General features: G+C 71.6%; 18 protein-coding genes and 3 tRNA genes. 16 read left to right on the forward strand and 5 right to left on the reverse strand.

Annotated elements, in window-relative coordinates:
- Positions 1 to 6 precede the first annotated feature (6 nt).
- The 8 genes from DFI_RS12475 (at position 7) to DFI_RS12510 (ending at position 13,505) form a co-directional block, all read left to right on the forward strand.
- Positions 7 to 471 carry a hypothetical protein gene (locus tag DFI_RS12475; protein WP_027463798.1) on the forward strand — a complete coding sequence of 155 codons (465 nt, stop codon included), beginning with the start codon at positions 7 to 9 and terminating at the stop codon, positions 469 to 471.
- Positions 468 to 2,414, forward strand: coding sequence for an ATP-binding protein (locus DFI_RS12480; RefSeq protein WP_244940273.1), 1,947 nt, complete (start codon positions 468 to 470; stop codon positions 2,412 to 2,414). Before DFI_RS12475 ends, DFI_RS12480 begins: the two co-directional genes overlap by 4 nt.
- Positions 2,415 to 2,504: 90 nt before the next feature.
- The gene (locus DFI_RS12485; RefSeq protein ID WP_051308133.1) at positions 2,505 to 2,924 is read left to right on the forward strand and encodes a GPW/gp25 family protein; all 420 of its coding nucleotides are present in this window, start codon (positions 2,505 to 2,507) and stop codon (positions 2,922 to 2,924) included.
- A 110-nt stretch (positions 2,925 to 3,034) separates the two neighbouring features.
- Entirely contained in the window at positions 3,035 to 5,128 is a 2,094-nt protein-coding gene (locus DFI_RS12490; protein WP_229829514.1) for a putative baseplate assembly protein, read from the forward strand.
- Positions 5,129 to 5,168: 40 nt separating this feature from the next.
- Entirely contained in the window at positions 5,169 to 6,248 is a 1,080-nt protein-coding gene (locus DFI_RS12495; RefSeq protein ID WP_081425944.1) for an FHA domain-containing protein, read from the forward strand.
- Positions 6,241 to 11,049 carry an FHA domain-containing serine/threonine-protein kinase gene (locus DFI_RS12500; RefSeq protein WP_027463801.1) on the forward strand — a complete coding sequence of 1,603 codons (4,809 nt, stop codon included), beginning with the start codon at positions 6,241 to 6,243 and terminating at the stop codon, positions 11,047 to 11,049. The genes DFI_RS12495 and DFI_RS12500 overlap by 8 nt, the downstream gene beginning before the upstream one ends.
- An 84-nt stretch (positions 11,050 to 11,133) precedes the next feature.
- A complete protein-coding gene (locus DFI_RS12505) occupies positions 11,134 to 11,730 on the forward strand; it encodes a CIS tube protein (protein WP_051308134.1) in 597 nt (198 codons plus the stop codon).
- Positions 11,727 to 13,505: a VgrG-related protein gene (locus tag DFI_RS12510; RefSeq protein ID WP_027463802.1), complete on the forward strand. Its 1,779-nt coding sequence runs from the start codon at positions 11,727 to 11,729 to the stop codon at positions 13,503 to 13,505. Before DFI_RS12505 ends, DFI_RS12510 begins: the two co-directional genes overlap by 4 nt.
- Before the next feature lie 63 nt (positions 13,506 to 13,568).
- On the opposite strand, the gene DFI_RS12515 is transcribed toward DFI_RS12510, so the two are convergent.
- On the reverse strand, positions 13,569 to 13,865 hold the full coding sequence (locus DFI_RS12515; RefSeq protein ID WP_027463803.1) for a hypothetical protein: 297 nt from the start codon (positions 13,863 to 13,865) through the stop codon (positions 13,569 to 13,571).
- A gap of 180 nt (positions 13,866 to 14,045) precedes the next feature.
- Between DFI_RS12515 and DFI_RS12520 the strand changes: the two genes are divergently transcribed.
- From DFI_RS12520 to DFI_RS12535, 4 genes are all read left to right on the forward strand, one after another.
- Positions 14,046 to 14,588, forward strand: a complete 543-nt coding sequence (locus DFI_RS12520) for a hypothetical protein (protein WP_027463804.1) — start codon at positions 14,046 to 14,048, stop codon at positions 14,586 to 14,588.
- A 116-nt stretch (positions 14,589 to 14,704) separates the two neighbouring features.
- Positions 14,705 to 15,289, forward strand: coding sequence for a 3'-5' exonuclease (locus DFI_RS12525; protein WP_027463805.1), 585 nt, complete (start codon positions 14,705 to 14,707; stop codon positions 15,287 to 15,289).
- Complete coding sequence (locus DFI_RS12530) at positions 15,289 to 15,918, forward strand: RNA ligase family protein (protein WP_027463806.1); 630 nt, start codon at positions 15,289 to 15,291, stop codon at positions 15,916 to 15,918. The genes DFI_RS12525 and DFI_RS12530 overlap by 1 nt, the downstream gene beginning before the upstream one ends.
- On the forward strand, positions 15,915 to 17,213 hold the full coding sequence (locus tag DFI_RS12535; RefSeq protein WP_162899078.1) for an AAA family ATPase: 1,299 nt from the start codon (positions 15,915 to 15,917) through the stop codon (positions 17,211 to 17,213). Before DFI_RS12530 ends, DFI_RS12535 begins: the two co-directional genes overlap by 4 nt.
- A 59-nt stretch (positions 17,214 to 17,272) precedes the next feature.
- Here the strand turns inward: DFI_RS12535 and DFI_RS12540 are convergent.
- The 4 genes from DFI_RS12540 to DFI_RS12555 all read right to left on the reverse strand — a co-directional run bounded on the left by DFI_RS12540 (position 17,273) and on the right by DFI_RS12555 (position 18,876).
- Positions 17,273 to 17,349, reverse strand: a tRNA-Arg gene (locus tag DFI_RS12540).
- Between the two features lie 15 nt (positions 17,350 to 17,364).
- Positions 17,365 to 17,452 (reverse strand) — tRNA-Ser (locus DFI_RS12545).
- Positions 17,453 to 17,469: 17 nt separating this feature from the next.
- Positions 17,470 to 17,557: transfer RNA gene (locus DFI_RS12550), tRNA-Ser, on the reverse strand.
- Between the two features lie 68 nt (positions 17,558 to 17,625).
- Positions 17,626 to 18,876, reverse strand: coding sequence for a nitrilase-related carbon-nitrogen hydrolase (locus tag DFI_RS12555; RefSeq protein ID WP_027463807.1), 1,251 nt, complete (start codon positions 18,874 to 18,876; stop codon positions 17,626 to 17,628).
- 43 nt (positions 18,877 to 18,919) lie between these two features.
- Between DFI_RS12555 and DFI_RS12560 the strand changes: the two genes are divergently transcribed.
- Genes DFI_RS12560 through DFI_RS12575 form a run of 4 tightly spaced genes read left to right on the forward strand, consistent with a single transcriptional unit; the run spans position 18,920 to position 22,504 of the window.
- Complete coding sequence (locus DFI_RS12560) at positions 18,920 to 19,591, forward strand: 5-oxoprolinase subunit B family protein (RefSeq protein ID WP_081425945.1); 672 nt, start codon at positions 18,920 to 18,922, stop codon at positions 19,589 to 19,591.
- The gene (locus DFI_RS12565) at positions 19,584 to 20,561 is read left to right on the forward strand and encodes a 5-oxoprolinase subunit C family protein (RefSeq protein ID WP_244940274.1); all 978 of its coding nucleotides are present in this window, start codon (positions 19,584 to 19,586) and stop codon (positions 20,559 to 20,561) included. The genes DFI_RS12560 and DFI_RS12565 overlap by 8 nt, the downstream gene beginning before the upstream one ends.
- 3 nt (positions 20,562 to 20,564) lie before the next feature.
- Positions 20,565 to 21,326, forward strand: coding sequence for a LamB/YcsF family protein (locus DFI_RS12570; RefSeq protein WP_027463810.1), 762 nt, complete (start codon positions 20,565 to 20,567; stop codon positions 21,324 to 21,326).
- Between the two features lie 53 nt (positions 21,327 to 21,379).
- Positions 21,380 to 22,504, forward strand: coding sequence for a PfkB family carbohydrate kinase (locus DFI_RS12575; RefSeq protein WP_027463811.1), 1,125 nt, complete (start codon positions 21,380 to 21,382; stop codon positions 22,502 to 22,504).
- Positions 22,505 to 22,555 lie beyond the last annotated feature (51 nt).

Here is a 22,555-nt window from a genome sequence, read left to right on the forward strand (position 1 = left end):
AGTGAAATGACGAATCAGGAACCGGTGAGTCTGAAGAAGAAGGCGAAGAAGGCGCAGGAGAAGGCCGTGGTGTCCGAGGCCGCGTCGCCTCTGGTGGCGCTGCTGGAAGGGAGTGGCTTCCGGGTGCAGGAGGAGAACGAGTCCACGCTGTCCTTCCCGTTCGAGGGGGGCACGTATTACCTGTCCGTTCCGGCGGAGGGGGAGGATTACTACCACGTGATCTTCCCGAACTTCTGGGAACTGGCGGACGAGGAGGCGTTCGTGAAGGCCCTGGTGGCGTGCGACGCGGTGAACCGCGAGGTGAAGGCCGTGAAGCTGCACACGCTGGACGATGATGTGTGGGCGGGTGTGGAGGCGTTTCACGAGTCGCCGGAGGTGTTCGTGCGGGGCCTGCCGCGCGTGCTGGGGTTCATTCAGGAGGCGGTGCGGGCGTTCCGGGACGTCATGCTGGCGGAAGTCGAAGAGGCGTGACGCCGGCCAGCAGACCGCAGCCTGCTCGCCGGGCGGCCGTTCTGACGCTGTCGCAGGAACTGGACGGGTTCCTGACGGCGCTGGAGGTCGCCAATGGCCTGACGGACGTGGAGGACGGGGCGGAGGCGGTGATGCGCTGGCCGGCGGGGTTCGAGGACCGGTTCACGCTGATCACGGCCGCGCTGGACCTCTCGGCGTTCGAGCAGCTGGTGCTGTCCCTGGCGCTGGCGCAGGAGCTGTTCCCGGTGCGGACGCGGCGGCTGGTGGCCGCGCTGCTGGGGCTGGCGGAAGGGGAACTCACGGTGTCCCTCACGCCGCTGGCGTGCCTGGAGTGCCTGGAGGACGGGGACCCGCTGGTGTTCACGGAGGATCAACCCCTGTTCGCGTGGGGGGTGGTGCGCTTCGGGCCGGGACTCACGCCGGACGCGAGCATGCGGTCCCTGACGGTCGCGCCGGGCGTGCTGATGTTCCTTCAGGGGCACGCTGGCGTGGACCCGGAGTTGAGTCTGCTGGCGACCGAGGTGCCGGGCGGCATGACGCTCAGCGGGTCACAGGAGGCGCTGCTGCGGGAGGCGCAGGCATTCATGGAGGGCGGCACGGAGGACCGGGGCGTGCTGCTGTACGGCGTGGATCACGAATCCATGCGGTCCCTGGCGTTCCGGCTGCTGAGCGGAGCGGGCCGGGTGCTGGAGCTGAACGTGGCGGCGCTGTCGGCGTTCGCGGGGGAGGACCAGGCGGGGCTGGTGCGCGCGCTGCGGCGGGACCTGCGGCTCAAGGGGTTTCAGGCGGCGCTGGACGCGACCGGGGAGGGGCCGGAGCCCGGCGTGCTGGACGGGGCCTTGCAGCGGGCACTGGGGGCGGTGCCGGGCGGGGTGGTGGTGCTGTCCGGGTCGCCGCTGAGCGTGCCGACGACCCGGGCACTACTGCCACTGGAGGTGCGGGCGCCCACGCCGCGGGAGCAGCGGGAGCAGTGGGCGCTGGGCCTGGGCGTGCCGGAGGAGTTGCCTCTGCTGCACCAGCTGGGGGACCAGTTTCACCTGAGTCTGGACCGCATCGACGCGCTGGCGAACGAGGTGCGGGTCAGCCTGCCGAAAAACGCGGGGGCGGAACGGCGGCTGGAGGCGGCGTGGGAGCGGGCGCGGGTGGCGAACCGCCGGGCGATGGGGTCGCTGGCGGACCGCATTCAGGCGGGGGCGACGTGGGCGGACCTGGTGCTGCCGGCGTCGGATCTGGCGGTGTTGCAGCAGATCGCGGCGTACGTGAAGCACCGGTCGGCGGTGTACGAGGGGCTGGGCATGGCCCGGCCGGGGCGGGGGCGGGCGATCACGGCGCTGTTCAGCGGCCCGAGCGGGACGGGGAAGACGCTGAGCGCGGAGGTGCTGGCCAACGACCTGAGCCTGGACCTGTACCGGATCGATCTGAGCAGCACGGTCAGCAAGTACATCGGGGAGACGGAGAAGAACCTGAAGCGGATCTTCGACGCGGCCGAGCACGGCGGGTGCATCCTGCTGTTCGACGAGGCGGACAGCGTGTTCGGGAAGCGCGGGGAGGTCCGGGACAGCAACGACCGGTACGCGAACATTCAGGTGAACTACCTGCTGCAGCGGCTGGAGAGCTTCAACGGGCTGGCCGTGCTGACCACGAACATGGAGAGCAGCATGGACGTGGCGTTCATGCGCCGCATTCAGTTCGTGCTGAATTTCCGCGTGCCGCAGGCGCCGGAGCGGGAGGTGCTGTGGCGCCAGGCGTTCCCGCCGGCGCTGGACACCTCGGAACTGGATTTCCGGCGGCTGGCGCAGGCGGACGTGTCGGGCGGGAACATCCGCAGCGTGGCGCTGAACGCGGTGTTCCTGTCACTGGCGCGCCGGGAGCCGCTGTCGCAGGCGCTGGTGGATGAGGCGCTGAGCCTGGAATTCCGGAAGCTGGGCCGGCTGGTGCTGTGAGGCCCTGGGGGTGGTCAAGTGCGTCTGCAGGGGCGGGGGGCATGCGGTACGTTGTGGGGGTTCTGAGTTCTGCTGAAGGGAGGATCGGGAATGACGGGAGCATCGGTGGCGCCGGGGAAACCGGGCGTGGACGTGCTGGGCACGGGCGTGGCGTTCCCTGTGGCGCTCAACGCCCGGGGGCAGATCGGCATGGTGTCCGGGGAGAAGGCGGTCACGCAGGCGATCGTGATGCTGCTGATGACCGCGCGCGGGCAGCGGGTGATGCGCCCGGAGTACGGCTGCCGCATTCATGAGCTGGTGTTCGCCCCTGGGGACGCGACGACGCTGGGCCTGGCGTCCTTTTACGTGGATGAGGCGCTGCGCCGCTGGGAGCCGCGGATCGAGGTGGACCGCGTGAACGCGTCGGTGGACCCGTCCGGCGTGGGCCGGATCCTGATCGAGATCGCGTACCGGCTGAAGGGGTCGCCGGAGCCGCGGTCGCTGGTCTTCCCGTTCTACCGGACCCTGTAACGCGCCTGCCCTGGAGCGCGGCGGTCCGGGGGCACTCCCCTGTTTCGTCTTGTTGTTCGCCGTTTCTCGTCTTCTTTCCGCTGGAGTGATGCGTTTTGCCCTTACCGACCGTGAATCTCGATGACCGCCGTTTTGACGACATTCTGGAAGAAGCCCGGCGGCTGATCCCGCAGTTCTGCCCGGAGTGGACGGACCACAACGCCAGTGACCCGGGCATGGCGATCATCGAGGTGTTTGCCTGGATGACCGACCTGCTGCTGTACCGCGTGAACCAGATACCGGACAAGCTGCTGGTCACGTTCCTGGACATGATTGGCGTGCAGCTCTCGCCGCCGCGCGCGGCGTCCGCGCCGGTGACGTTTTACCTGAGCGCGCCGCAGGACGTGCCGCTGGCGCTGTCGCAGGGCACCGAGGTCGCCACGATCCGCACGGAGATCAACGAGGCGATCGTGTTCACGACCGAGCGCGAGGGCGTGATTCACCCGCCGGTCGTGTCGGGGCTGTTCACCGCGAACACGCTGGCGCAGCCGCAGGCGGGCACCGGCGAGGACGTCCGCCCGGAGGGGCTGGTCTCGCAGGTGCAGCAGCACGAACTGGCGCGCCTGGGCCTGCCGGGGCACAAGTTCCCGGTGTTCCAGCCGGAACCGCAGGCCGGGGACGCGTTCTTCATCCAGTTCGCCGGGGACCTCAGTGACCACGTGCTGGCCCTGACCTTCGAGGTGGAACTGGCCGGCGGGGCGGGCGTGAACCCGCAGTTCCCGCCGTACGTGTGGGAGGCGTGGCAGGGCGGCGTGGGCCGCTGGGCGCCGTGCGACATCGAGTACGACGGCACGCACGCCTTCAACATGTCCGGCGAGCTGATCCTGCGCGTGCCGACGATGCGGGAGGGGACCTTCTTCGAGCAGGGCGGGTACTGGCTGCGCTGCCGCCTGACCAGCGAGCAGATGTACAACGGCTACAAGGTCAGCCCGGACGTGGAGTCGCTGAAGGTGGACGCGCGCGGCATCACCCTGCCGGCCCGGCACGCGACCGTGGTGCACGGCGAGGTGCTGGGACAGAGTGACGGCCTGCCGGGGCAGCGCTTCACGCTGCTGAACAGCCCGGTGCTGAACCTGGACCCGGACGCGGACGTGATCGAGTGCGTGCTGCCCGAGGGCGTGGTGCAGGAGTACCGGCCGGTGAGCGACTTCTCGGAGTCCACGCCGAATGACCGGCACTTCATGCTGGACAACCTGGCGGCGGCGGTGTCGTTCGGGCCGGCGGTGCTGCAGACGGACGGCAGCATGTACCGCTTCGGGGCGATTCCGCCGCAGGACGCGGTGCTGCGCATGCGCCGCTACCAGTTCGGCGGGGGCACGGTCGGAAACGTGCCGGCGCGGTCGCTGGTGGTGCTCAAGTCCAGCATTCCGTACGTGGCGCGCGTGACGAACCACGTGGCGGCCGCCGGCGGCCGGAACGCGCAGACGCTGGACGACGCGATCCTGCGGGTCCCGCAGGTGCTGCGCACCCGCACGCGGGCCGTGACCGCCGACGACTACGAGTACCTCGCGGCGCACGTGGACGGTGTGGCGCGGGCGAAGTGCATCACACCGAACATGGCCACGCCCGGGCAGACGTACCCGGGGCAGATCCGGTCGCTGAGCGTGCCGCCCGGTCAGGTCACGCTGGCGCTGCTGCCGCAGGTGAGCACCGACGACCTGATCGCGCTGGACGACGTGGTGATCGATCCGCTCTCGCCGCTCTCGGGGCGCATCGCGCCGGAGCGCCTGACGCTGAGCGCCGAGCTGCGCGCGGCCGTGCAGGACGAACTGGACCCACGCCGGCCGGTGGGCACCACGCTGGACCTGCGCGCGCCCCAGTACGTGTGGGTGAGCGTGACCGCCACCATCCGCGCGTACTCGGGGGCGGCGCGGCCCGTGCGGGAGGACGTGCGCCGCCGCGCGCTGCGGGCACTGTACGCGTACCTGAACCCCTTCACGGGCGGCCCGGACGGCACCGGGTGGCCGTTCGGGCGGGCGCTGTCGGTGAGTGAACTGTACGGCCTGCTGCGCGGCGTGCCGGGCGTGGAGGTCGCGGAGGACGTGCAGATCGTCCTGACCGAGCCGGGCCAGCCGGACCAGCGCGAACACATCGTGGGCAGCCTGCCGCTGCCGCCGCAGGCTATCATCGTGTCGGACGTGCACCACGTCCGGGTGGACCACTGATGCAGCCGCGTGAATCTGCTCCCGGGCGGGTGAACGGCTGATGGCGCAGCTTCAGGTTCGCCGGCAGGGCGAGGTGCTGCGCCTGCTGCCGCTGGAGATGCGGCTGCTGTCCATCGGACGCACGCCCGACAACGGCCTGCCGCTGAGGGATTCGGCGGTCGCCATCCGGCACGCCGAGATCAGCGTGGAGGGCGGCGTGTACCTGCTCACCATGCTCAGCGCCGAGCCGCACCTGACCTTTGTGAACGGCCAGCGGCTCTCCCCGCACCAGCCGCACCGCCTGGAACAGGGCGACGAGATCCAGATCGGGCCGTTCACGGTCGCGTTCCTGCCCGAGGACCGCCCCGCCCCGGACGTGCAGCAGCCCCGCCCGCGCGGGCAGGTGGTCGCGCAGGGGGAACTGGGCACCGTGCCCGTCCGGCCCCCGGTGCCGACGTATCCGGCGCCGCAGCCGCAGCCGGGCGGCGCCGCGCTGTACCACCAGTTCCTGCCGCCCTTCTTTCAGGAATCCCCGCTGCTGGGGCAGCTGCTGAAGGTCTTCGAGACGATCTGGGAGCCGCTGCAGGTGCGGCAGAACCACTTGGACGCGCACTTCGACGCGCGGCTGTGCCCGCCGGAAGTGCTCGGCTGGATGGCCGGCTGGCTGGGCGCGCCGCTGGAAGGGCACTGGCCGGAAGGCCGGCAGCGGGCCTGGATGCACGAGGTGGTCAACCTGTACCGCTGGCGCGGCACCCGCTACGGCCTGAGCCGCGCGCTGGAGACCGTGTACGGCGTGCGGCCGGTGCTGATCGAGGACCAGACCCGGCCGCACACGCTCACCGTGCGCCTCCCCGACTCCCCGGACGGGGAGGACTTGGCGGGCCGCGACGCGGTCACGCGCTTCATTCACCAGCACGCGCCCGCGCACGCGCTGATCGAGGTGGAATTCGTGGACGCCCCCACCGCCCGCCCGGCCGCGCCGGACCAGCCGGACGAGGCCACGCCCCCGCCACCGGAACCGGTGCTGGCCGCCCCGCAGGCCACCCCCCCGCCCCCCACCGAGCTGCCGCCGGCTCCCCCGCCCCGGCTCCCGAGCCCTCTCCCGCGTCCCCGCCGCACCCCTTCCCTGCCCCATGACTGACAGCCGACTCTTCTACCAGTACCAGCTGCACCGTCCCCTGGGGGGCGGGTGGCTCGGCCCCGTGCACGCCGCCACCGACCTCGACGAGAACCGCGAGGTGGCCGTGCGGCTCGTGGACGACGCGAACGTCGCGCAGTCCTTCCTGCTGATGCAACTGGAGCGGCTGCTGATCAAGGTCAGCACGCTGCGCCACCCGCACATCCTGCCCACCGGGCTGCTGGAGCAGCGCGAGAAGCACGCCTTCTACGCCATGGACCTGGCGCAGCAGGGCTCGGCGCGGCAGCTGCTGCAGCGCCAGGGCCGCGCGGCGCAGGGCCTGCCGATCGTGACGGTCGTGGAAATGATCCGTCAGGCTGCCAACGGCCTGGCGCACGCGCACGCACAGGGCCTGATGCACGGCGACCTGAAACCCGAGAACCTGCTGCTCCAGCCGGGCCGCGCCCTGCTGGGCCACACCGGGTACCTGGTGCAGCTCGCGGACTTCGGGCTGGCCGAGCTGCGCGTGGGCGCCAGCGGCACGCACGACCGGGTGGTCGTGAACGCCCTGGCGTACACCAGCCCGGAGCAGACCCGTGGGGTGCGCAACGAACTGCGCACCGACATCTACACGCTGGGCCTGATCCTGTACGAACTGGCGACCGGGATGGTGCCCTTCGACATCCGGGACGCTGCGGACGCGCTGGAAAAACACCAGCATGTCGCGCCGCGCCAGCCGAGCGCGCTGCGCCCGGACATCCCCGAAGCGCTCGAGGAGATCATCCTCACCTGCCTGGCGAAATCCCCCGAGGACCGCTACGCCAGCGCCGAGGAGCTTGAACAGGCGCTGCAACTCGTCCTGAACGGCCTGATGCCCGGCGGGCCGGAGCCCACCGTGCGGCTGCCGACACTGCCGGTCATGCCCACCCCGCCGGAGGTGACGGAGCCGTCCAGCGGGACGCAGCCGCGCCTGCTGGTGTACAGCGAACGCCACGAGCTGCTGCGCAACGTGCCGCTGGCGGCCGGGACGTCCACGGTCGGGCGCGCGCCCGGGAACACGGTGCTGCTGGAGCACGCCGGTGTGAGCCGCCACCACCTCAGCGTGGAGTTCACGAATGGCGTGCCGTACGTCACCGAGCTGACCGCCACGAACGGCACGCTGATGGACGGCCTGCCGCTCACGCCCATGACGCGGCTGCGCTGGCCGTACCGCACGCCGCTGTACCTGCGGCCCTACTGGCTGGTCGTGCTGGGCCCGGAAGAGCAGAAGGCCCGGGCGCGCATCGTGGTCAAGCCGCAGGAAGAGCGCCTCACGCTCGTGCCCGGGCAGGCCCGGCAGCTCGAGGTGCTGCTGGCGAACACCGGGCAGACGGTGGACCACTTCCAGCTCAGCATCGACGGGATTCCCGCCGCGTGGCTGCAGAACCCGTACACCGAGGTGCAGCTCAACCCCGGCACGCAGACGAGCGCCACCCTGACGCTGCTCGCCCCGAAAACCAGCGACAGCCGCGCCGGCACGTACGACGCGACCATCCTGGCCCGTTCCCGCGAGGACACCGCCCAGTACGGCCGCGCCGCCCTGAAGGTGGACGTCGCGCCGTTCCAGGACGTGATCGCCACCATCACGCCGCCCATGCGCCGCACCTGGCGCCGCACCCGCTACACCTTCAAACTGGAAAACCGCAGCAACATCGACGGGGTGTTCACGCCCGCACTGCAGGACACCGAAGGCCAGATCCGCTGGCTGCCCCGCCCGCAGGAACTGATTCACCTCGACCAGTTCGTCGGGCGGCCCGGCATGGTCATGCCGCGGGTCGTGGACCCCACGCAGGTCGCGCGGGAAGCCACCCGGCAGCTGCAGGCCGAGGCGCTCATGCGCGGCGGGCAGCTGTTCCGGCAGGCGCTGGCCGGCGAGGGTCGCATCAAGCTCGAAAACCTCCCCGCCGTGATTCCCCTCAAGGCCGGGCAGAGCGTGCAGGAGGAAATGCAGGTCCGCGTGCCGCTGCGCTGGGTGGGCATGGCCTCGCAGCACCCCTTCACCGTGGACGTCAAGGACGCCCTGGACGACCGCGAGGACAAACCCAACGTCACCAGCGCCGAGGCGCAGCTGCACCACATGCCGCTGATCCCGCTGTGGCTGCTGCCGATCCTGCTGCTGCTGCTGGGCCTGCTGATCTGGTGGCTGACCCGCCCGCCCGCCATCAACGACTTCGACACCGACGTCGCCGAGAACGCCATCCGGCCCGGGCAGCCCTTCACGCTGCGCTGGGACACCGACAAGGCCCGCCGCGTGAAGATCGTGGAACTCGGCGAGAACGGCCAGAGCCTCCCGGTGGACGGCACCTTCAAACTCCCGGCCGGCATCAGCAAGGAACAGAAGTACACCATCGAGGCCCGCAACCTGATCGGCACGAAACGCAGCCGGACCCTGACCATCAGCCCGAAGTTCGCGCGGCCTGTCATCGAGGAATTCAAGGTCAGCCCCGCCCGCGTCGCCGGGAACAAGCCCGTCACGATCACCTGGCGCGTCAAGGACGCCGGGCAGGTCAGCATCAGCGAACTCGGGCAGGTCCCCGCCAGCGGCACGCGCACCTTCGTGCCCAGCAAGGACCTGAACCTCAAGATCGTCGCCCGCAACGGCACCGAAACCGCCGAGGACTCCGCCACCGTCACGGTCGCCGGCGCGCAGATCCTGTTCTTCAAGGTCAACCCCGAGAAGATCACCCGCGGCGGCAAGGCCATGCTCAAGTGGCAGGTTGAGGACGCCACCAGCGTTACCATCGAGGGCCTGGGCACCGTGAAGGCCAGCGGCATGCAGGCCGTGACGCCCAGCGCCACCACCACCTACACCATCAACGCCCGCGGCGGGAACAACACGACCACCACCGCCACCGCCCGCCTGGAAGTGGCCGCCGCCGCGCCCAAGGTCACGGCCCTGACCGTCTCGCCCACCGTGATCGACAGCGACTCCACGCAGCCCATCCAGATCAGCTGGAAGACCGAGAGCGCCAGCAGCGTGACGCTGCAAAGCGGCATGGGCGGCGCCCAGACCGTCAGCGCCTTCGGCACCGAGACCCTCACCACCGTGCCGCCCGCCACGACCCAGATCGTGGTGACCGCCATGAACGACGAGGGCGTGCAGGACACCAAGGCCGTCACCCTCACGGTCCGCCCCGTGGACGCCGAGGCGAAGAAAAAAGCCGAAGAGATACGCCTCAAGCAGGAGGAAGAAAAACGCCTGCAGGCCGAGGAGAAGGCCAACATCGGCAAGATCACCTTCACGGCCGACCCCATGCTCATTCAGGGCAAGGGCGACGTGAACCTGAACTGGAACGCGCCCGGGTTCAAGAACGTGCTGATCCTGCCGCTCAAAGGCCCGCGTGACGGGGTGTTTGAAACGACCGGCTCACAGACCGTGGAGAACCTGAACCGCACGACCACCTACACCCTGCGCGTCTACCTGCGCAAAGGCGGCAAGATCGACATTCCCCGCACGGTGAAGGTCGTGCCGCTCCCGGTGAAGGTCAACACCTTCACGGCCAGCCCCGCCACCCTGACCGCCGCCGGGAACGTCACCCTGACCTGGGACGTGGCGAACGCGGACGCCGTGCGCCTCAAGGGCGTGCCCGGCCCGCTCGCCAAGGGCCTGTGGCCCGCCAAGGGTCAGACCAGCGTGCCCGTGAAGGCCAGCACCACCTTCGTGCTCACCGCCGGGGACCAGGTCGCGCGGGCGCCCGTCGCCCTGAACCTGCCGCCCGCCCAGATCCGCGCGTTCCAGGCCACGCCGGGCAGCTTCAGCGGCAGCGGCACCGCCGTGCTCTCCTGGGACGTGGCGAACGCCACCGCCGTGAAGATCGACGGCGTGCGCGGCCCGAACGCGGACGGCAGCTGGCCCGCCCAGGGCAAGACCACCGTGCGGGTCACCAAGACCACCACGTACACCCTGCGGGCCCGGCAGGCCACCAGCACCGCGCAGGTCACCGTGACGCCGCTCCCCGCGCAGATCCAGGGCTTCAAGGCCGAACCGGCCGTGGTGAACGCCGGCGAGAAGGTCACCCTGACCTGGAAGGCCAGTGGCGTGCCCACCGTCCGCATCGCCAACCTGCCGGCCGGCCTCTCGAACAGGACCTACCCCGCCACCGGCAAGATCAGCTTCGTGGTGACGAAGACCAGCACGTTCCAGCTGACCGCCGGGAACGCCAGCAGTTCCGCCGGCGTGGTCGTCCGCCCGGGCGCCCCGGTCACTCCGCCCCAGCCGCCGGAAACGACGCAGGCCGCGCCGAAGCTCGTGTACTTCACTGCCAACCCGCCCACCATCCGCGCCGGCGAGAGCGTGAAGCTCAGCTGGAAGGTCCTGAACACCCAGAACGTCGTCATCGACGGGATTCCCGGCGCGCAGCCCGCCGTGGGCAGCGTCACGCTGATGCCGGGCGAGACGACCACCTACACCCTGAAGATCGGCAGCATCGTGTGGCCGCTCCGGGTGCCGGTGCGGCAGCAGGCCGTGGACGGGCAGAGCCCCTACCGGGACCTGCAGGGCACCTGGAAGCACCCCTTCGGGACGTTCACGATCACGAACGTGCAGGGCCGCAGCGCCAGCGGCACCTTCGTCAGCGAGCGGGACAACCTGCGGGACCTGCCGCTGGACATCAGTTTCGCCGGGCAGACGCTGGTGGCGTCCTCCCCGGACCTGAAGGACTTCAAGATCGTGCTGACCCTGGACACCTCCCGGCAGAGCTTCCGGGGCACGTACACCGCGCGCGGACCGCAGGAACGCTGGTGCGCGTACCGGCCTGGCGTCGCGCAGCCCAGCGGCTGCCAGTAGACTCTCAGGGTCGGCCGGCGCGGCCCCGCCCGGCACCCCCCCTTTTCCTTCCCCGCCTTATTCACGCCATTCCAGGAGGGTCCCATGTTCGCAAAAGCCTGTATCGTGCCCGTCGACGGCAACGGCAATGAGGGCGCACCGATCGAGTGCATGTTCAACCCGCGGGAATACACGGTGTCCCGCACCGTGAAGTGGGGCAACCAGTCCAACGACACCAGCGAGGCCGGCAACCGCGTGTACCAGGGCGGCACGCCCGCCAGCATGACCCTGGAGCTGTTTTTCGACACGTACGCGCAGCGCAAGGCGGCCGGGCAGGTCGAGGACGTGCGCAAGTACACGCAGCGGCTGTGGGCGCTGACGCGCATCAAGCCCGGCAGCAAGTCGCCGGCGGCGAACAAGGCCATCGACAAGGAAACGCCGCCGAAGGTGCTGTTCCAGTGGGGCGGCACGTGGCATTTCGCGGCGTTCATCGAGAGCATGGAGCAGCAGTTCACGCTGTTCATGCCGGACGGCACGCCGGTGCGGTCCATCGTGAAGGTCACGCTGACGCAGGCGGACGAGGCCACGCACTTCTACGGCAAGAAGGGCCTGAGCACGTACTCCATCAGTGCAGACATCCGGAAGAACACCAACCCGGCCAACGACCCGCGTTACACCGCGGCCGGCCAGGGCCGCCTGTGACGGCGGCGCGCACCGCCCAGCGCCCCACGGACGGCGCGGTCAGCATCCTGTTCCTGAAGATCGACGGGCAGGACATGGACCGCGGCCTGTTCGAGCAGATCGACGAGATCCAGGTGGAGAGCAGCCTGCAGCTGCCGGACGTGGCGACCGTCACCTTCCGCGATCCGCTGGGCAACCTGGTGGACGACGAGAAGCTGAAGCTGGGCACGAAGATCAAGGTCGTGGCCCGCGTGCAGAAGAATGAGGAGACGGTGTTCGACGGGGAGATCGTGGAGATCGAGCCCCGCTACACGCAGGCCACGCAGCAATTGCGGCTGCGGGCCTTCGACCGGCTGCACCGCCTGGCGCGCGGCACGCACACGCGCTCGTTTCAGAACGTGAGCGACATGGACCTCGTGAAGAAGCTGGCCGGGGAGGCCGGCATGAGCGCGAAGGTGCAGGGGGGCGGGGTGGTGCACCCGTACGTGCTGCAGCACAACCAGACGAACCTGGCGTTCCTGCGGGAGCGGGCCTCGCGGCTGGGCATGATCCTGTACGCCGACGGAAACAACCTCCACTGCGAGCCGTTGAAGGGGGACACGCCCATCACGCTGACCTGGGGCGACAACCTGTACGAGTTTTTGCCGCGCCTGACCAGCATGAAGCAGACCAGCAAGCACACCGTGCGCTCCTGGGACCCGCAGCAGAAACGCGCGGTGGTGGGGCAGGCCACCAAGGGCCGCGGGAAGGCGCAGGTGGCCGAGGGCACGCAGAGCGAGCAGGTCGCGCAGCAGGCGTTCAACATGCCGGCCGACGAGACGTCCAGCACCCTGATCGTGCGCGACCAGGGCTACGCCGCCGCCATCGCCGAGGCGCAGCGGAACGTGACGGCCGAGCACCTGCTGGAAGCGCGCGGCACGAGCGCCGGGTACCCTCGCCTGACCGCCGGGAACATTCTGAGCGTCCGGAACGTCGGGCAGCGCTTCAGCGGGGAGTACGTGGCGAGCAGCGTGCGCCACCTGTACCGCAACGGCGAGGGCTACAGCACGGAGTTCGTGGTGAGCGGCAGCCAGGCCGACTCGCTGGCCACCCTGGTCCGCTCCAGCGCCGGGCAGGGCGAGCAGGGGTACACGCCCATCCAGGGCCTGATGATCGGGATCGTCACGAACAACGACGACCCGGAAAACCAGGGCCGCGTGAAGGTGAAACTTCCCGCCCTGACCGAGGACGACGAGAGCGACTGGGCCCGCGTGGTGAACATCGGCGGCGGCAGTCACCGCGGCACGCACGTGCTGCCCGAGGTGAACGACGAGGTGCTGGTCGGCTTCGAGCACGGCGACATTCACCACCCGTACATCCTCGGGGGCCTCTGGAACGGCAACGACCAGCCTCCGCAACCGTCCGGGAAGACCGTGAAGAACGGCAAGGTCATCAAACGCACCCTGCGCACCCGGCTGGGTCACGAACTCGTCTTCGACGACCCCGAGGGCAGCGACCCGCCGAAGGTGACCATCAAGACCAGCGGGAATCACACGGTCGTCCTGAACGACGACAAGAAGGCCCCCTCGGTCGCCATCCAGACGAGCGGGAACCAGACCGTGACCCTCAAGGACGGCTCCTCGCCCAGCATTCACCTGAAGGACAAGAGCGGGAACGAGGTGATCATTGACACGTCGTCCGGCACGGTGCGCATCAAGGGCAACAGCCGCATCGAGCTCAAGGCGAACGCCGGGATCTCCATCGACGGGGGCGGCGGCATGGTGGACATCCGCGGCAGCATGATCAACCTGAACTGACCAAGAAAGGAAAACTCCCCGGTCTGACCTGTGCGGCCAGCCGGGGGTGGGTGTGTAGACTTCTCAGCGGGAGCGGCGCACGACGCGCTGGGGGTCCAGATCCACCCACCAGGCCGCCGCGGCGCCCAGGGCGCCGACCGGCAGGGCTGCCCACAGCAGCGCCGCCTGACCTTCGAGCAGCAGGGCCAGGCCCAGCAGCATGATCACGCCGGCCAGGGCCGCCAGCAGGGGCGTCACGGCCCGCCAGAACAGGGGACGGTCGCGGTAGTGCAGGCGGCTGGCGTCGTTGCGGATGGTCACCACGGCGTAGAACCAGGCGGCGAGGGTGAGCAGGATCAGCAGGTAATGCAGGTCTGACATCGCAATTGCCGATGATAGTGCGCTGATACGTGAAGGGAAAGTGAAAATGCGTGAGAGCAACCGTGAGGCATGGGGACTTCCCGGCCCGGTCTCCCCATGCCCCGGCATGGCAGAGTGAAGCCCAGCCTGTTGCTCCTCTTTCCCGCCCTTCACCCCGACCATGAACGCCCGAGGACTCACATGACCCCACGCTCCCGTCAGGACCGGGCCGCGGCCGAGATCGAGGCGCGGCTGCAGGGCCTCTTCACCAGTGAGCAGGCCCGGGCGGCCCTGAGCGCCCTTCAGGCCACGTTCGCCGCCCAGGTGGTCCGGACCCGCCAGCCCGCCACCCCGGGACTCGCGCAGGGAACGGAGGTGTTTCTCGACATCGGCGTCTACCTGACGCGCAGTCTGGCGCGGGTGGACCTGGACGGCCGGGTGCTGCTGGACACCGTGAACACCCTGTGCTGGGACCGGTACCACGAGGCCGGGGAGGCGCTGCCCCCGGACCTGCTGGAGGCAGCCGACGAGGCGACGAGTCCCGGTGGCGACCTGCCCGGGCTGTGGAGCGAGGTGCAGGGAGACGCCGCAATCGCCCGCGCGCTGGCCGAGCGGCTCGGCTGGTGGACGGTGGCGAACCTGACCACCAACGCCCTGCACCTGGAAGAAGGGCAGGCGGAGGAGGACCTGCGCCGCCTGTGGGTGGTGCTGGCCCAGGGCACGCCCCCGCCGCTGCCGAACTGAGCGGACCGGTCCGCCACTGCGCCTAGGGCGTGATAGGCCGCTGGCGGATGCCCTTTCAGTCACCGCGCCCTACTGTGACGGGACAGCTGCCGGAAGGCGGCGGAAGGACACCTGCCATGACTCCGGAACCCCTGAATGCGCTGCTGAACGTGATTGATGTGGAGGCCACCTGCTGGGCGGGCCCGCCGCCGTCGGGGCAGGTGAGCGAGATCATTGAGGTGGGCGTGTGCGTGCTGGACCTGCGCACCCTGGAGTGCGTGGAACGGCGCAGCCTGATCGTGCGGCCGGAGCGGTCGCAGGTGAGTGCCTTCTGCACGGCGCTGACGTCCCTGACGCCCGAGGCCGTGGCGGCGGGTCTGACCTTCCCAGAGGCCTGTGGGGTGCTGCGCCGGGACTACCGCAGTGATTTGCGCCCGTGGGCGAGCTGGGGAGAGTACGACCGCCGGCAGTTTCAGCGGCAGGCGGGGCAGGCGCCCTTCCCCTTCGGGGCGCGGCACACGAACGCCAAGGCCGTGTACGCGGCGGCGTTCGGCCTGCCCCGGCCCGGCATGGCGCAGGCGCTGGTGCACGCCGGCCTGCCGCTGGTGCGCACCCGCCACCAGGGCGGCGACGACGCCTGGAACATCGCGGCGCTTATCGCCCACCTCGTGCGACGTGGGCACTGGCCGGCGGCCGCTGCGGCGGTCCCCGGAGGGCACTGATGGACCGCGTGAAGTACCCGCGCACGCCGCACCTGCCGTGGTCGCCGGGGGCGAGCAGCGACGACACGCGCATGGCGGACGTCCGGCACTTCGAGGGTCAGGAGGTCGTGGTGACGGAGAAGATGGACGGCGAGAACACCACGCTGTACCGCGACGGCCTGCACGCCCGGTCGCTCGACCCCCGGCCGCACCCGTCGCGGGACTGGGTGAAGGCGCTGCAGGGCCGGGTCGGGTACCGGCTGCCGGCCGGCTGGCGGGCGTGCGGGGAGAACCTGTACGCCCGGCATTCCCTGGCGTACGAGAACCTGGAGTCGTACTTCTACCTGTTCAGCGTGTGGGACGAGGCGAACACCTGCCTGAGCTGGGACGACACGCTGCTGTGGGCGGAGGAGCTGGGCGTGCCGGTCCCGACCGTGCTGTACCGGGGGGTATGGAACGAGGCGCTGATCCGCCGCCTGGAGGTGGACGAGGCCCGCACGGAGGGTTACGTGGTGCGGACGGCCGCGGCCTTCCCGTACGCTCGGTTCGGGGAGCGGGTGGCGAAGTGGGTGCGGGCCGACCACGTGCAGACGGACGAGCACTGGCTGCGCCGGGCCGTGACCCCGAACGGGCTGAAGGGGGCATCATGAGTCCCGTGCATCCCTTCCTGCGAGACCTGCACGCCGGTGCCGCGCCCGCCTTCGGGGACTTCGTGGAGGCGCTGGGCGGGGAGATTCCGCTGCTGGCCGACCTGCACCGCACGCCGCAGGACCCCGAATGGCACGGCGAGGGCGACGTGGCCGCCCACACCACCCTGGTGCTCCGCGAGGCGTACCGGCTGGCCGACACGCACGCGCTGGGCCCGGACCGGCGGCTGGCGCTCGTGCTGGCCGCCGTGCTGCACGATCTCGGGAAGGCGCTCACCACCCGCCGCGCCGAGGACGACCAGGGCCGGATGCGCGTGATCTCCCCCCGGCACGCCGACCGGGGCCGGTCCTTCCTCGCCTACCGCCTGCCCGAGCTCGGACTGCCCGCCCCCATCATCACCGCCGTGATGGGCCTCGTCGGGCACCACCACGACCTCGGCCGGACCCTGACGGCGGGGACCGCCCCGGCCTACCGGCGGCTGGCCCGGCAGGCTGACCTGCAGCTGCTGGTCCTGCTGGAACAGGCGGACATCCGGGGTCGGGTGGCGGCCGACCGCGCGTCGAAACTGGAGGACCTGGAACTGTTCCGCCTCGGCGCGCAGGAGTACGGCGTGTGGGAGAGCGCGGAGAATACCGACCCGTACGCCGCGTGGCAGGAGGTGATCACCCGCGAGCTGGCGGCCTTCGCGCCCGAGTACCGGGACCTCGTGCTCGGGCAGGGCATCCTGGATTACGAGGCCGGCCTGATCCAGACGCCCGAGGAGGCCGTGGCCCGCGGGTACGCGGCCCGCGCGGGCTTCCCGCAGCTGGTGGTGACCTGCGGGCCCAGCGGCGCCGGCAAGAGCAGCTGGGTGGCCGACCACCTGCCGGACTTCGACGTGGTGTCCCTGGACCTCCTGCGGGAGGAACTGGCCGGGAAACGCGCGGACCAGAGCGTGAACGGCCGCGTGCTTCAGGAAGCCAAGGAGCGCCTGCGGGTCTCCCTGCGGGCCCGGCGCCGGGTGGTGTGGGACGCCACGAACACCCGCCGGGACTTCCGCGGCATTCCCCTGCGCCTGGGCTTCGATTACGGGGGGCTGACCACCCTGGTGGTCTTCCAGCCGCCCCTCAGCAGCCTGTTCGCCCGCAACCCCGCCCGCATGCACGCCGTACCCGCGCACGTGATCGCTGCGCAGGTGGAGAACGCGGAATTCCCGTACGCCACCGAGGCCCACCGGACCGTCACGCTGGATGAATACTTCCGGCCTTATCCGGCGTCCCCCGTCCTGCCCGGGGAGAAGGGAGCACAGGGCCTGTGAAGCACCTGACCGCCAGCTGAAACTGAAAAGGAAAACCCCCGCTTGCGCGGGGGCTTCTTTGGTGTGCCCGAAGGGATTCGAACCCCTGGCCTTCTGATCCGTAGTCAGACGCTCTATCCAGCTGAGCTACGGGCACATTCTGTGGTGCGTGTGGCGAAGAGGGGGGGATTCGAACCCCCGATACCTTGCGGTATACGTCCTTAGCAGGGACGCGGTTTCAGCCACTCACCCACCTCTCCGTTCTGTGGCTGCTGTTTGGCGAGGGGTGAGGGATTCGAACCCCCGGTAGGTTGCCCTACTACGGTTTTCAAGACCGTTGCCTTCAACCACTCGGCCAACCCCCCTTGCGGTGGGTGCGCCGCAGGGGCTGTCCTGAGCGCGAGGGGAAGTATAGGGGGGGACCCCGGGCTTGTCAACGCTTGCGGCGCCGGACAGCCAGGACCGTGAGGAGAAGGGCGGCGATCACGACCGGCCAGCGGCGCGGCGCGGCAGGGGGTGTGGCTTTGCCGCTGAGCAGGGCCTGCACGGCGTTCTCGTGCGGGGTGCGGGGGGGCTGGGGCAGGCGGCTGGCGGGCAGGGTCAGGTCGGCGTGGAGGACGTCGGTGCGGTAGGCGTTCTCGCGGGGGTGGCCGCTGTGCGCGGCGAGGTGCTCGCCGGTGCGGCGCAGGGTGTCGGGGTCGCCTTCCTCCACCCAGGGGGTCAGGGCAATGAAGCCCGGGCACGGGTCGGTGAGGACGTAGTGGCGGGGTGCGGGGGCGTCCTCGGGGCGGCCGGTGATGGCGCTCTGGCCGTCGAAGGTGAGGTCGAGGATGTTGCCGACGACCATGGGGTTCACGGCGTAGCGGATCTGGGCGCTGGTGGTGGTGACCTGGTGGCTGCTTTCCAGCCACGCGACCGGCTGGTCGCGGAGGTGGGCGGGGTCGGGCGGGAGGCCTTCCTGGGCGGTCCAGGCGCTGCCGTTCGCGTCGGGTTGCAGCAGGACGGTGCAGCCCTGCGCTTCCAGGCGGCCGATGACGTCCGCGCGGAAGGCGTCGAGGCTGATGGCGACGCCGAGGTCCCCGACGGGCGTGGGGAACACCCGCAGGTCCTCCAGGCGGCCGGGCGTGAGGTCCAGGCCGCCCTGTTGCTCGTCGGGGGTGAGATGGATCTTGTCGGTCACGCCGATCAGGTCGCCCTGCGGATCGAGAATGACCGTCTGGTTGGTGAGGGTACCGGGTTCGCGGGTGAGGCGGCCCCCGCGCAGGGCGAGGCGGGGCATGGGCGCGGAGCCGCAGCAGAGGTACACGCCGTACTCGCGGGCGAGGGCGCGGCAGGTGTGCAGGTACAGCGCGGTGTTCGCCCAGGTGCCGTCCAGTTGCAGCGCGCGGGCGGGCGACACCCGTTCGCGCAGCAGCAGGGGCAGCGTGCCGGGCAGCCGGGCGAGGAACAGCAGCGTGCCGGCCTGAGAGAGGGTGCGCAGCCGGGCGGCCCAGGGGGCGCCGCGGAGGATGAGCGGCATGGCGTTCAGTTCGGTCAGGACGACCAGGGTGGGCCGGTCGCGGCGGATGTGCGGGCGGGCCATGTCCAGTTGCGCGCGCATCCAGGCGCGGAAGGCGCCGTCGCTGGTGAAGTCGTGGGGGTGCCACTTCGGTTGCACGGCGATCACGCGGAAGTGGCGGGTCATGCCTTCAGGGTAGTGGCGGCGGGCGTGAAATGATGCCGGGAATATGAAGGCGGCCGGGGAACAGGCGGGCCGGGCGGCAAAAGGCGCGGCGCCCGGGGGCGGGCCGGACGTCCGGGCGGAGCGGCTGGGCGAGGCGGCGGTGGTGCTGCACACGCCGCGGGCGCGGGCGCTGTGGGCGGAGCTGAGCGCGTGGCCCCTGCCGGGCCTGCGGGAGGCCGTGCCGGCCCTGGGCACCGTGACGGTACTGTTCGACCCGCTGGTGACGGACGCGGAGAGGATCGCAGCGGGGGCCGTGGCCCGCTGGCCGGCCCTGGCGGAGCAGGACGCCGGCGCGACCCACATGCTGGTGCTTCCCGTCTGCTTCGACGGGCCGGACCTGGACGACTGCGCGGCGCAGGCGGGCCTGTCACGGGCGGCGTTCGTGGACGCAGTGTGCGCCTGCACGCTGGAGGTGGCGTTCCTGGGGTTCACACCGGGGTTCGCGTTTCTGACGGGCCTGCCGCCGGGGTTGCAGGTGCCGCGCCTGGACGCGCCGCGCGAGCGGGTGCCGGCGGGCAGCGTGGCCCTGGGCGGCCCGTGGGCGGGCGTGTACCCGCGGGCGACGCCGGGCGGCTGGCGGCTGATCGGGCAGACGGACGCGGCGATTCTGGACCTGTCCCGCCCGGATCCGGTGCTGTGGCGGGCGGGGGACCAGGTGAGGTTCCGGCGTGCCTGAGACCGGCGCGGCACTGGAGGTGCTGCACCCGGGGCTGCTGACCACGGTGCAGGACACGGGGCGCCGCGCGCGGGCGCAGGGATTCCCGGCGGCAGGCGCGGCGGACCCGGTGGCGTTCCGGCTGGCGGGCGCCCTGGTGGGCAACACGCGGGGTGAGGCGGCGCTGGAGGTCACGCTGCGGGGCCCACGCCTGCGGGTGCACGCCCCGGCGGTCCTGGCCCTGTGCGGGGCGCCGTTCGCGGCGACGCTGGACGGCCGGCCCTTTCCGCTGTGGCGGGCGGTGGCGGTGCGACCCGGGCAGGTGCTGGACGTGGGCACGGCGCCGCGCGGGCTGCGGGCGGTGCTGGCCGTGCGGGGCGGGCTGAACGTGCCCAGCGTGGCCGGCAGCGCGTCCACGGACCTGCGCGGGGGCTTCGGGGGGCAGGGTGGCCGGGCGCTGCGGGCCGGGGACGTCCTGAGCGGGCACGCGGTGCGGCCGGGCGTGCCGCCGGCCGGGGTGGTGGCGCCGGCCGGGCGCACCCCGGTGGGGCCGGCACACGTGCTGCGGGTCCTGCCGACGGCCGAGGCCACGCCCGAGCTGCTGCGCGCGCTGCCGGGCCGGGCCTTCCGGGTCATGCCGCAGGCCGACCGGATGGGTGTGCGGCTCGCGGGCCGGCTGCCCGCGGCGGCCAACCCGGGGCGGCTGAGCCTGCCGACGGTGCCGGGCGCCGTGCAGCTGCCCCCGGACGGGCAGCCGATCCTGCTGTTGCCGGACGCCGGCACGCACGGCGGGTATCCGGTGCCGCTGGTGGTGGCGGGCGTGGACGTGCCCCGGCTGGGGCAGCTGCGGCCCGGGGACCGCGTGGGGTTTCAGGTGGTGACCCTGGAGGCGGCGCGGGCGGCGCTGGGCGCGCAGGAGCGCCTCCTGCGGGGCGTGGCGCAGACGCTGGCGTGGCACTGGCGGACGGGCGGCCCCGGAGTGCGAGACTGACGCATGACCCCGAGCGACTCCCTCCGGCGCATGGACCTGAACGCGGACCTGGGGGAGGGCAGTCCGCACGAGGCGCAGGTGATGCCGGTGGTGACCAGCGCGAACGTCGCCTGCGGCGGGCACGCCGGGGACGAGGCGACCATGCGGGCCAGCGTGCGGCTGGCCGCGGCACACGGGGTGGAGGTGGGTGCGCACCCGGGCTTCCCGGACCGGGAGGGCTTCGGGCGGCGGGCGCTGCCCTGCACGCCGGACGAGGTGACGGCCTTCGTGACGGCGCAGGTCCGGGCCCTGCAGGCGGTCGCGGCGGCCGAGGGGGTGACGGTGGCGCACGTCAAACCGCACGGGGCGCTGTACAACCTCGCGGCGCGGGACGGGGCGGTGGCCGCGGCCGTCGTGCGGGCGGTGGTGGCCTGCGGCGTGCCGGTGGTGTACGGCCTGGCCGGGGAGTCGGCACTGCTGGAGGCGGCCCGGGCGGCGGGTCTGGGGGAGGTCGGGGAGGGCTTCGCGGACCGCGGATACGCGCCGGACGGCACGCTGTGGCCGCGCGGGCAGGCAGGTGACCTGCTGGGCGCGGACGCGGCGGTGGCGCAGGGCGTGGAGATCGCCGTGCGGGGCGCGGTGCGGGCGGTGACGGGCGAGCGGGTGGCGGTGCCGGCGCGGACGCTGTGCCTGCACGGGGACGGCCCGGAGGCCGCGCAGGTGGCCGGGGCGCTGCGCCGCGCGCTGGAGGCGGCCGGCGTGAGGGTGGTGGCCCCGGGACGCTGACGGGACGTTCTTCACATCCTCAGTGCAGCAAGCAGGCTTATCCTGCTGAGGACATGGCCCTGACCCGCAAGGAGCAGCAGCTCCTCACCCTGATCCGCGACCAGCCCCTCGCCACCCCGGAAGAACTCGCCCAGCAGCTCGGCAGCACCCGCGCCGCCGTGAACGTCCACGTCAGCAACCTCGTGCGCAAGGGCGCCCTGCTCGGCCGCGGGTACATCCTCCCCGAGGACCCGGACCGCTCCGACGGCCGGATCGTGGTGGTGGGCGGCGCGAACGTGGACCTCAAGGCCCGCACCAGCGCCCCCGCCCTGCCCGGCACCAGCAACCCCGGCGTGACCGAACAGGCGCCCGGCGGCGTGGGCCGCAACATCGCCGAGAACCTCGCCCGGCTGGGCGTGCCGGTCAGCCTGATCACCGCCGTGGGCCGCGACGCGCTGGGCGACACGCTGCTGCACGACACGCAGGCCGCCGGAGTGGATGTCAGCGGCGTGCTGCGCGTGCCCGGCGAGACCACTGGCACGTACACCGCCATCCTGAACGACCGCGGCGAGATGCTGATCGCGGTGGCCGCCATGGGCGTCATGGCGCGCCTGACGCCCGCCGCGCTGCGCGAACGCCGCCGGCTGCTGCGGGGCGCCGACTGGGTGGTCGCCGACGGCAACCTGCCCGAGGACACCCTGGTCGCCCTGCTGGGCCTGTGCCACGAGCGGGGCCTGCAGGTGGTGTTCGAGCCGGTCAGCGTGCCCAAGGCCCGGCACCTGCACGCCGCGCTGGAAGCCGGCCTGGCCGCGCCACAGGTCCTCACCCCGAACGTCGGGGAACTGGGCGCACTGCTCGGGCAGGACGTGACCGACCGCCTGCCGGACCTGAAACGTGCCGCCCGCGCACTGCTGGACCGCGGCGCGCAGATCGTCTGGGTGCGCCGCGGCCGGCACGGCAGCCTGCTGTGCACGCCCGGCCGCAGCGTGACCCTGCCTGCCCTGCCCGCCACGCCCCGCGACGTGACCGGCGCCGGGGACGCCATGCTGGCCGCCTTCCTGGCAGGGCTCACGCAGGGCCTCGCGCCGGAGGACGCCGCCCGCCTCGGCCACGCCGCGGCCGCCCTGACCATCGAGCACGCCGCGACGGTCGTGCCGGACCTCACCCTGGACCTCCTGCAACGCCGCCTGAACAGCTGAGCGGCCCCGCACCCCGCACCCACCCCGAAGCCCTCCCCCACCCCAAGGACC

It is taken from the genome of Deinococcus ficus (assembly GCF_003444775.1).
GTDB lineage: Bacteria > Deinococcota > Deinococci > Deinococcales > Deinococcaceae > Deinococcus > Deinococcus ficus.

Coding starts and splice junctions, on each gene's coding strand:
- DFI_RS12475 (WP_027463798.1), top strand. CDS start 7: ATGACGAATCAGGAACCGGTGAGTCTGAAGAAGAAGGCGAAGAAGGCG.
- DFI_RS12485 (WP_051308133.1), top strand. CDS start 2,505: ATGACGGGAGCATCGGTGGCGCCGGGGAAACCGGGCGTGGACGTGCTG.
- DFI_RS12495 (WP_081425944.1), top strand. CDS start 5,169: ATGGCGCAGCTTCAGGTTCGCCGGCAGGGCGAGGTGCTGCGCCTGCTG.
- DFI_RS12500 (WP_027463801.1), top strand. CDS start 6,241: ATGACTGACAGCCGACTCTTCTACCAGTACCAGCTGCACCGTCCCCTG.
- DFI_RS12505 (WP_051308134.1), top strand. CDS start 11,134: ATGTTCGCAAAAGCCTGTATCGTGCCCGTCGACGGCAACGGCAATGAG.
- DFI_RS12515 (WP_027463803.1), bottom strand. CDS start 13,865: ATGTCAGACCTGCATTACCTGCTGATCCTGCTCACCCTCGCCGCCTGG.
- DFI_RS12520 (WP_027463804.1), top strand. CDS start 14,046: ATGACCCCACGCTCCCGTCAGGACCGGGCCGCGGCCGAGATCGAGGCG.
- DFI_RS12525 (WP_027463805.1), top strand. CDS start 14,705: ATGACTCCGGAACCCCTGAATGCGCTGCTGAACGTGATTGATGTGGAG.
- DFI_RS12530 (WP_027463806.1), top strand. CDS start 15,289: ATGGACCGCGTGAAGTACCCGCGCACGCCGCACCTGCCGTGGTCGCCG.
- DFI_RS12535 (WP_162899078.1), top strand. CDS start 15,915: ATGAGTCCCGTGCATCCCTTCCTGCGAGACCTGCACGCCGGTGCCGCG.
- DFI_RS12555 (WP_027463807.1), bottom strand. CDS start 18,876: ATGACCCGCCACTTCCGCGTGATCGCCGTGCAACCGAAGTGGCACCCC.
- DFI_RS12560 (WP_081425945.1), top strand. CDS start 18,920: ATGAAGGCGGCCGGGGAACAGGCGGGCCGGGCGGCAAAAGGCGCGGCG.
- DFI_RS12570 (WP_027463810.1), top strand. CDS start 20,565: ATGACCCCGAGCGACTCCCTCCGGCGCATGGACCTGAACGCGGACCTG.
- DFI_RS12575 (WP_027463811.1), top strand. CDS start 21,380: ATGGCCCTGACCCGCAAGGAGCAGCAGCTCCTCACCCTGATCCGCGAC.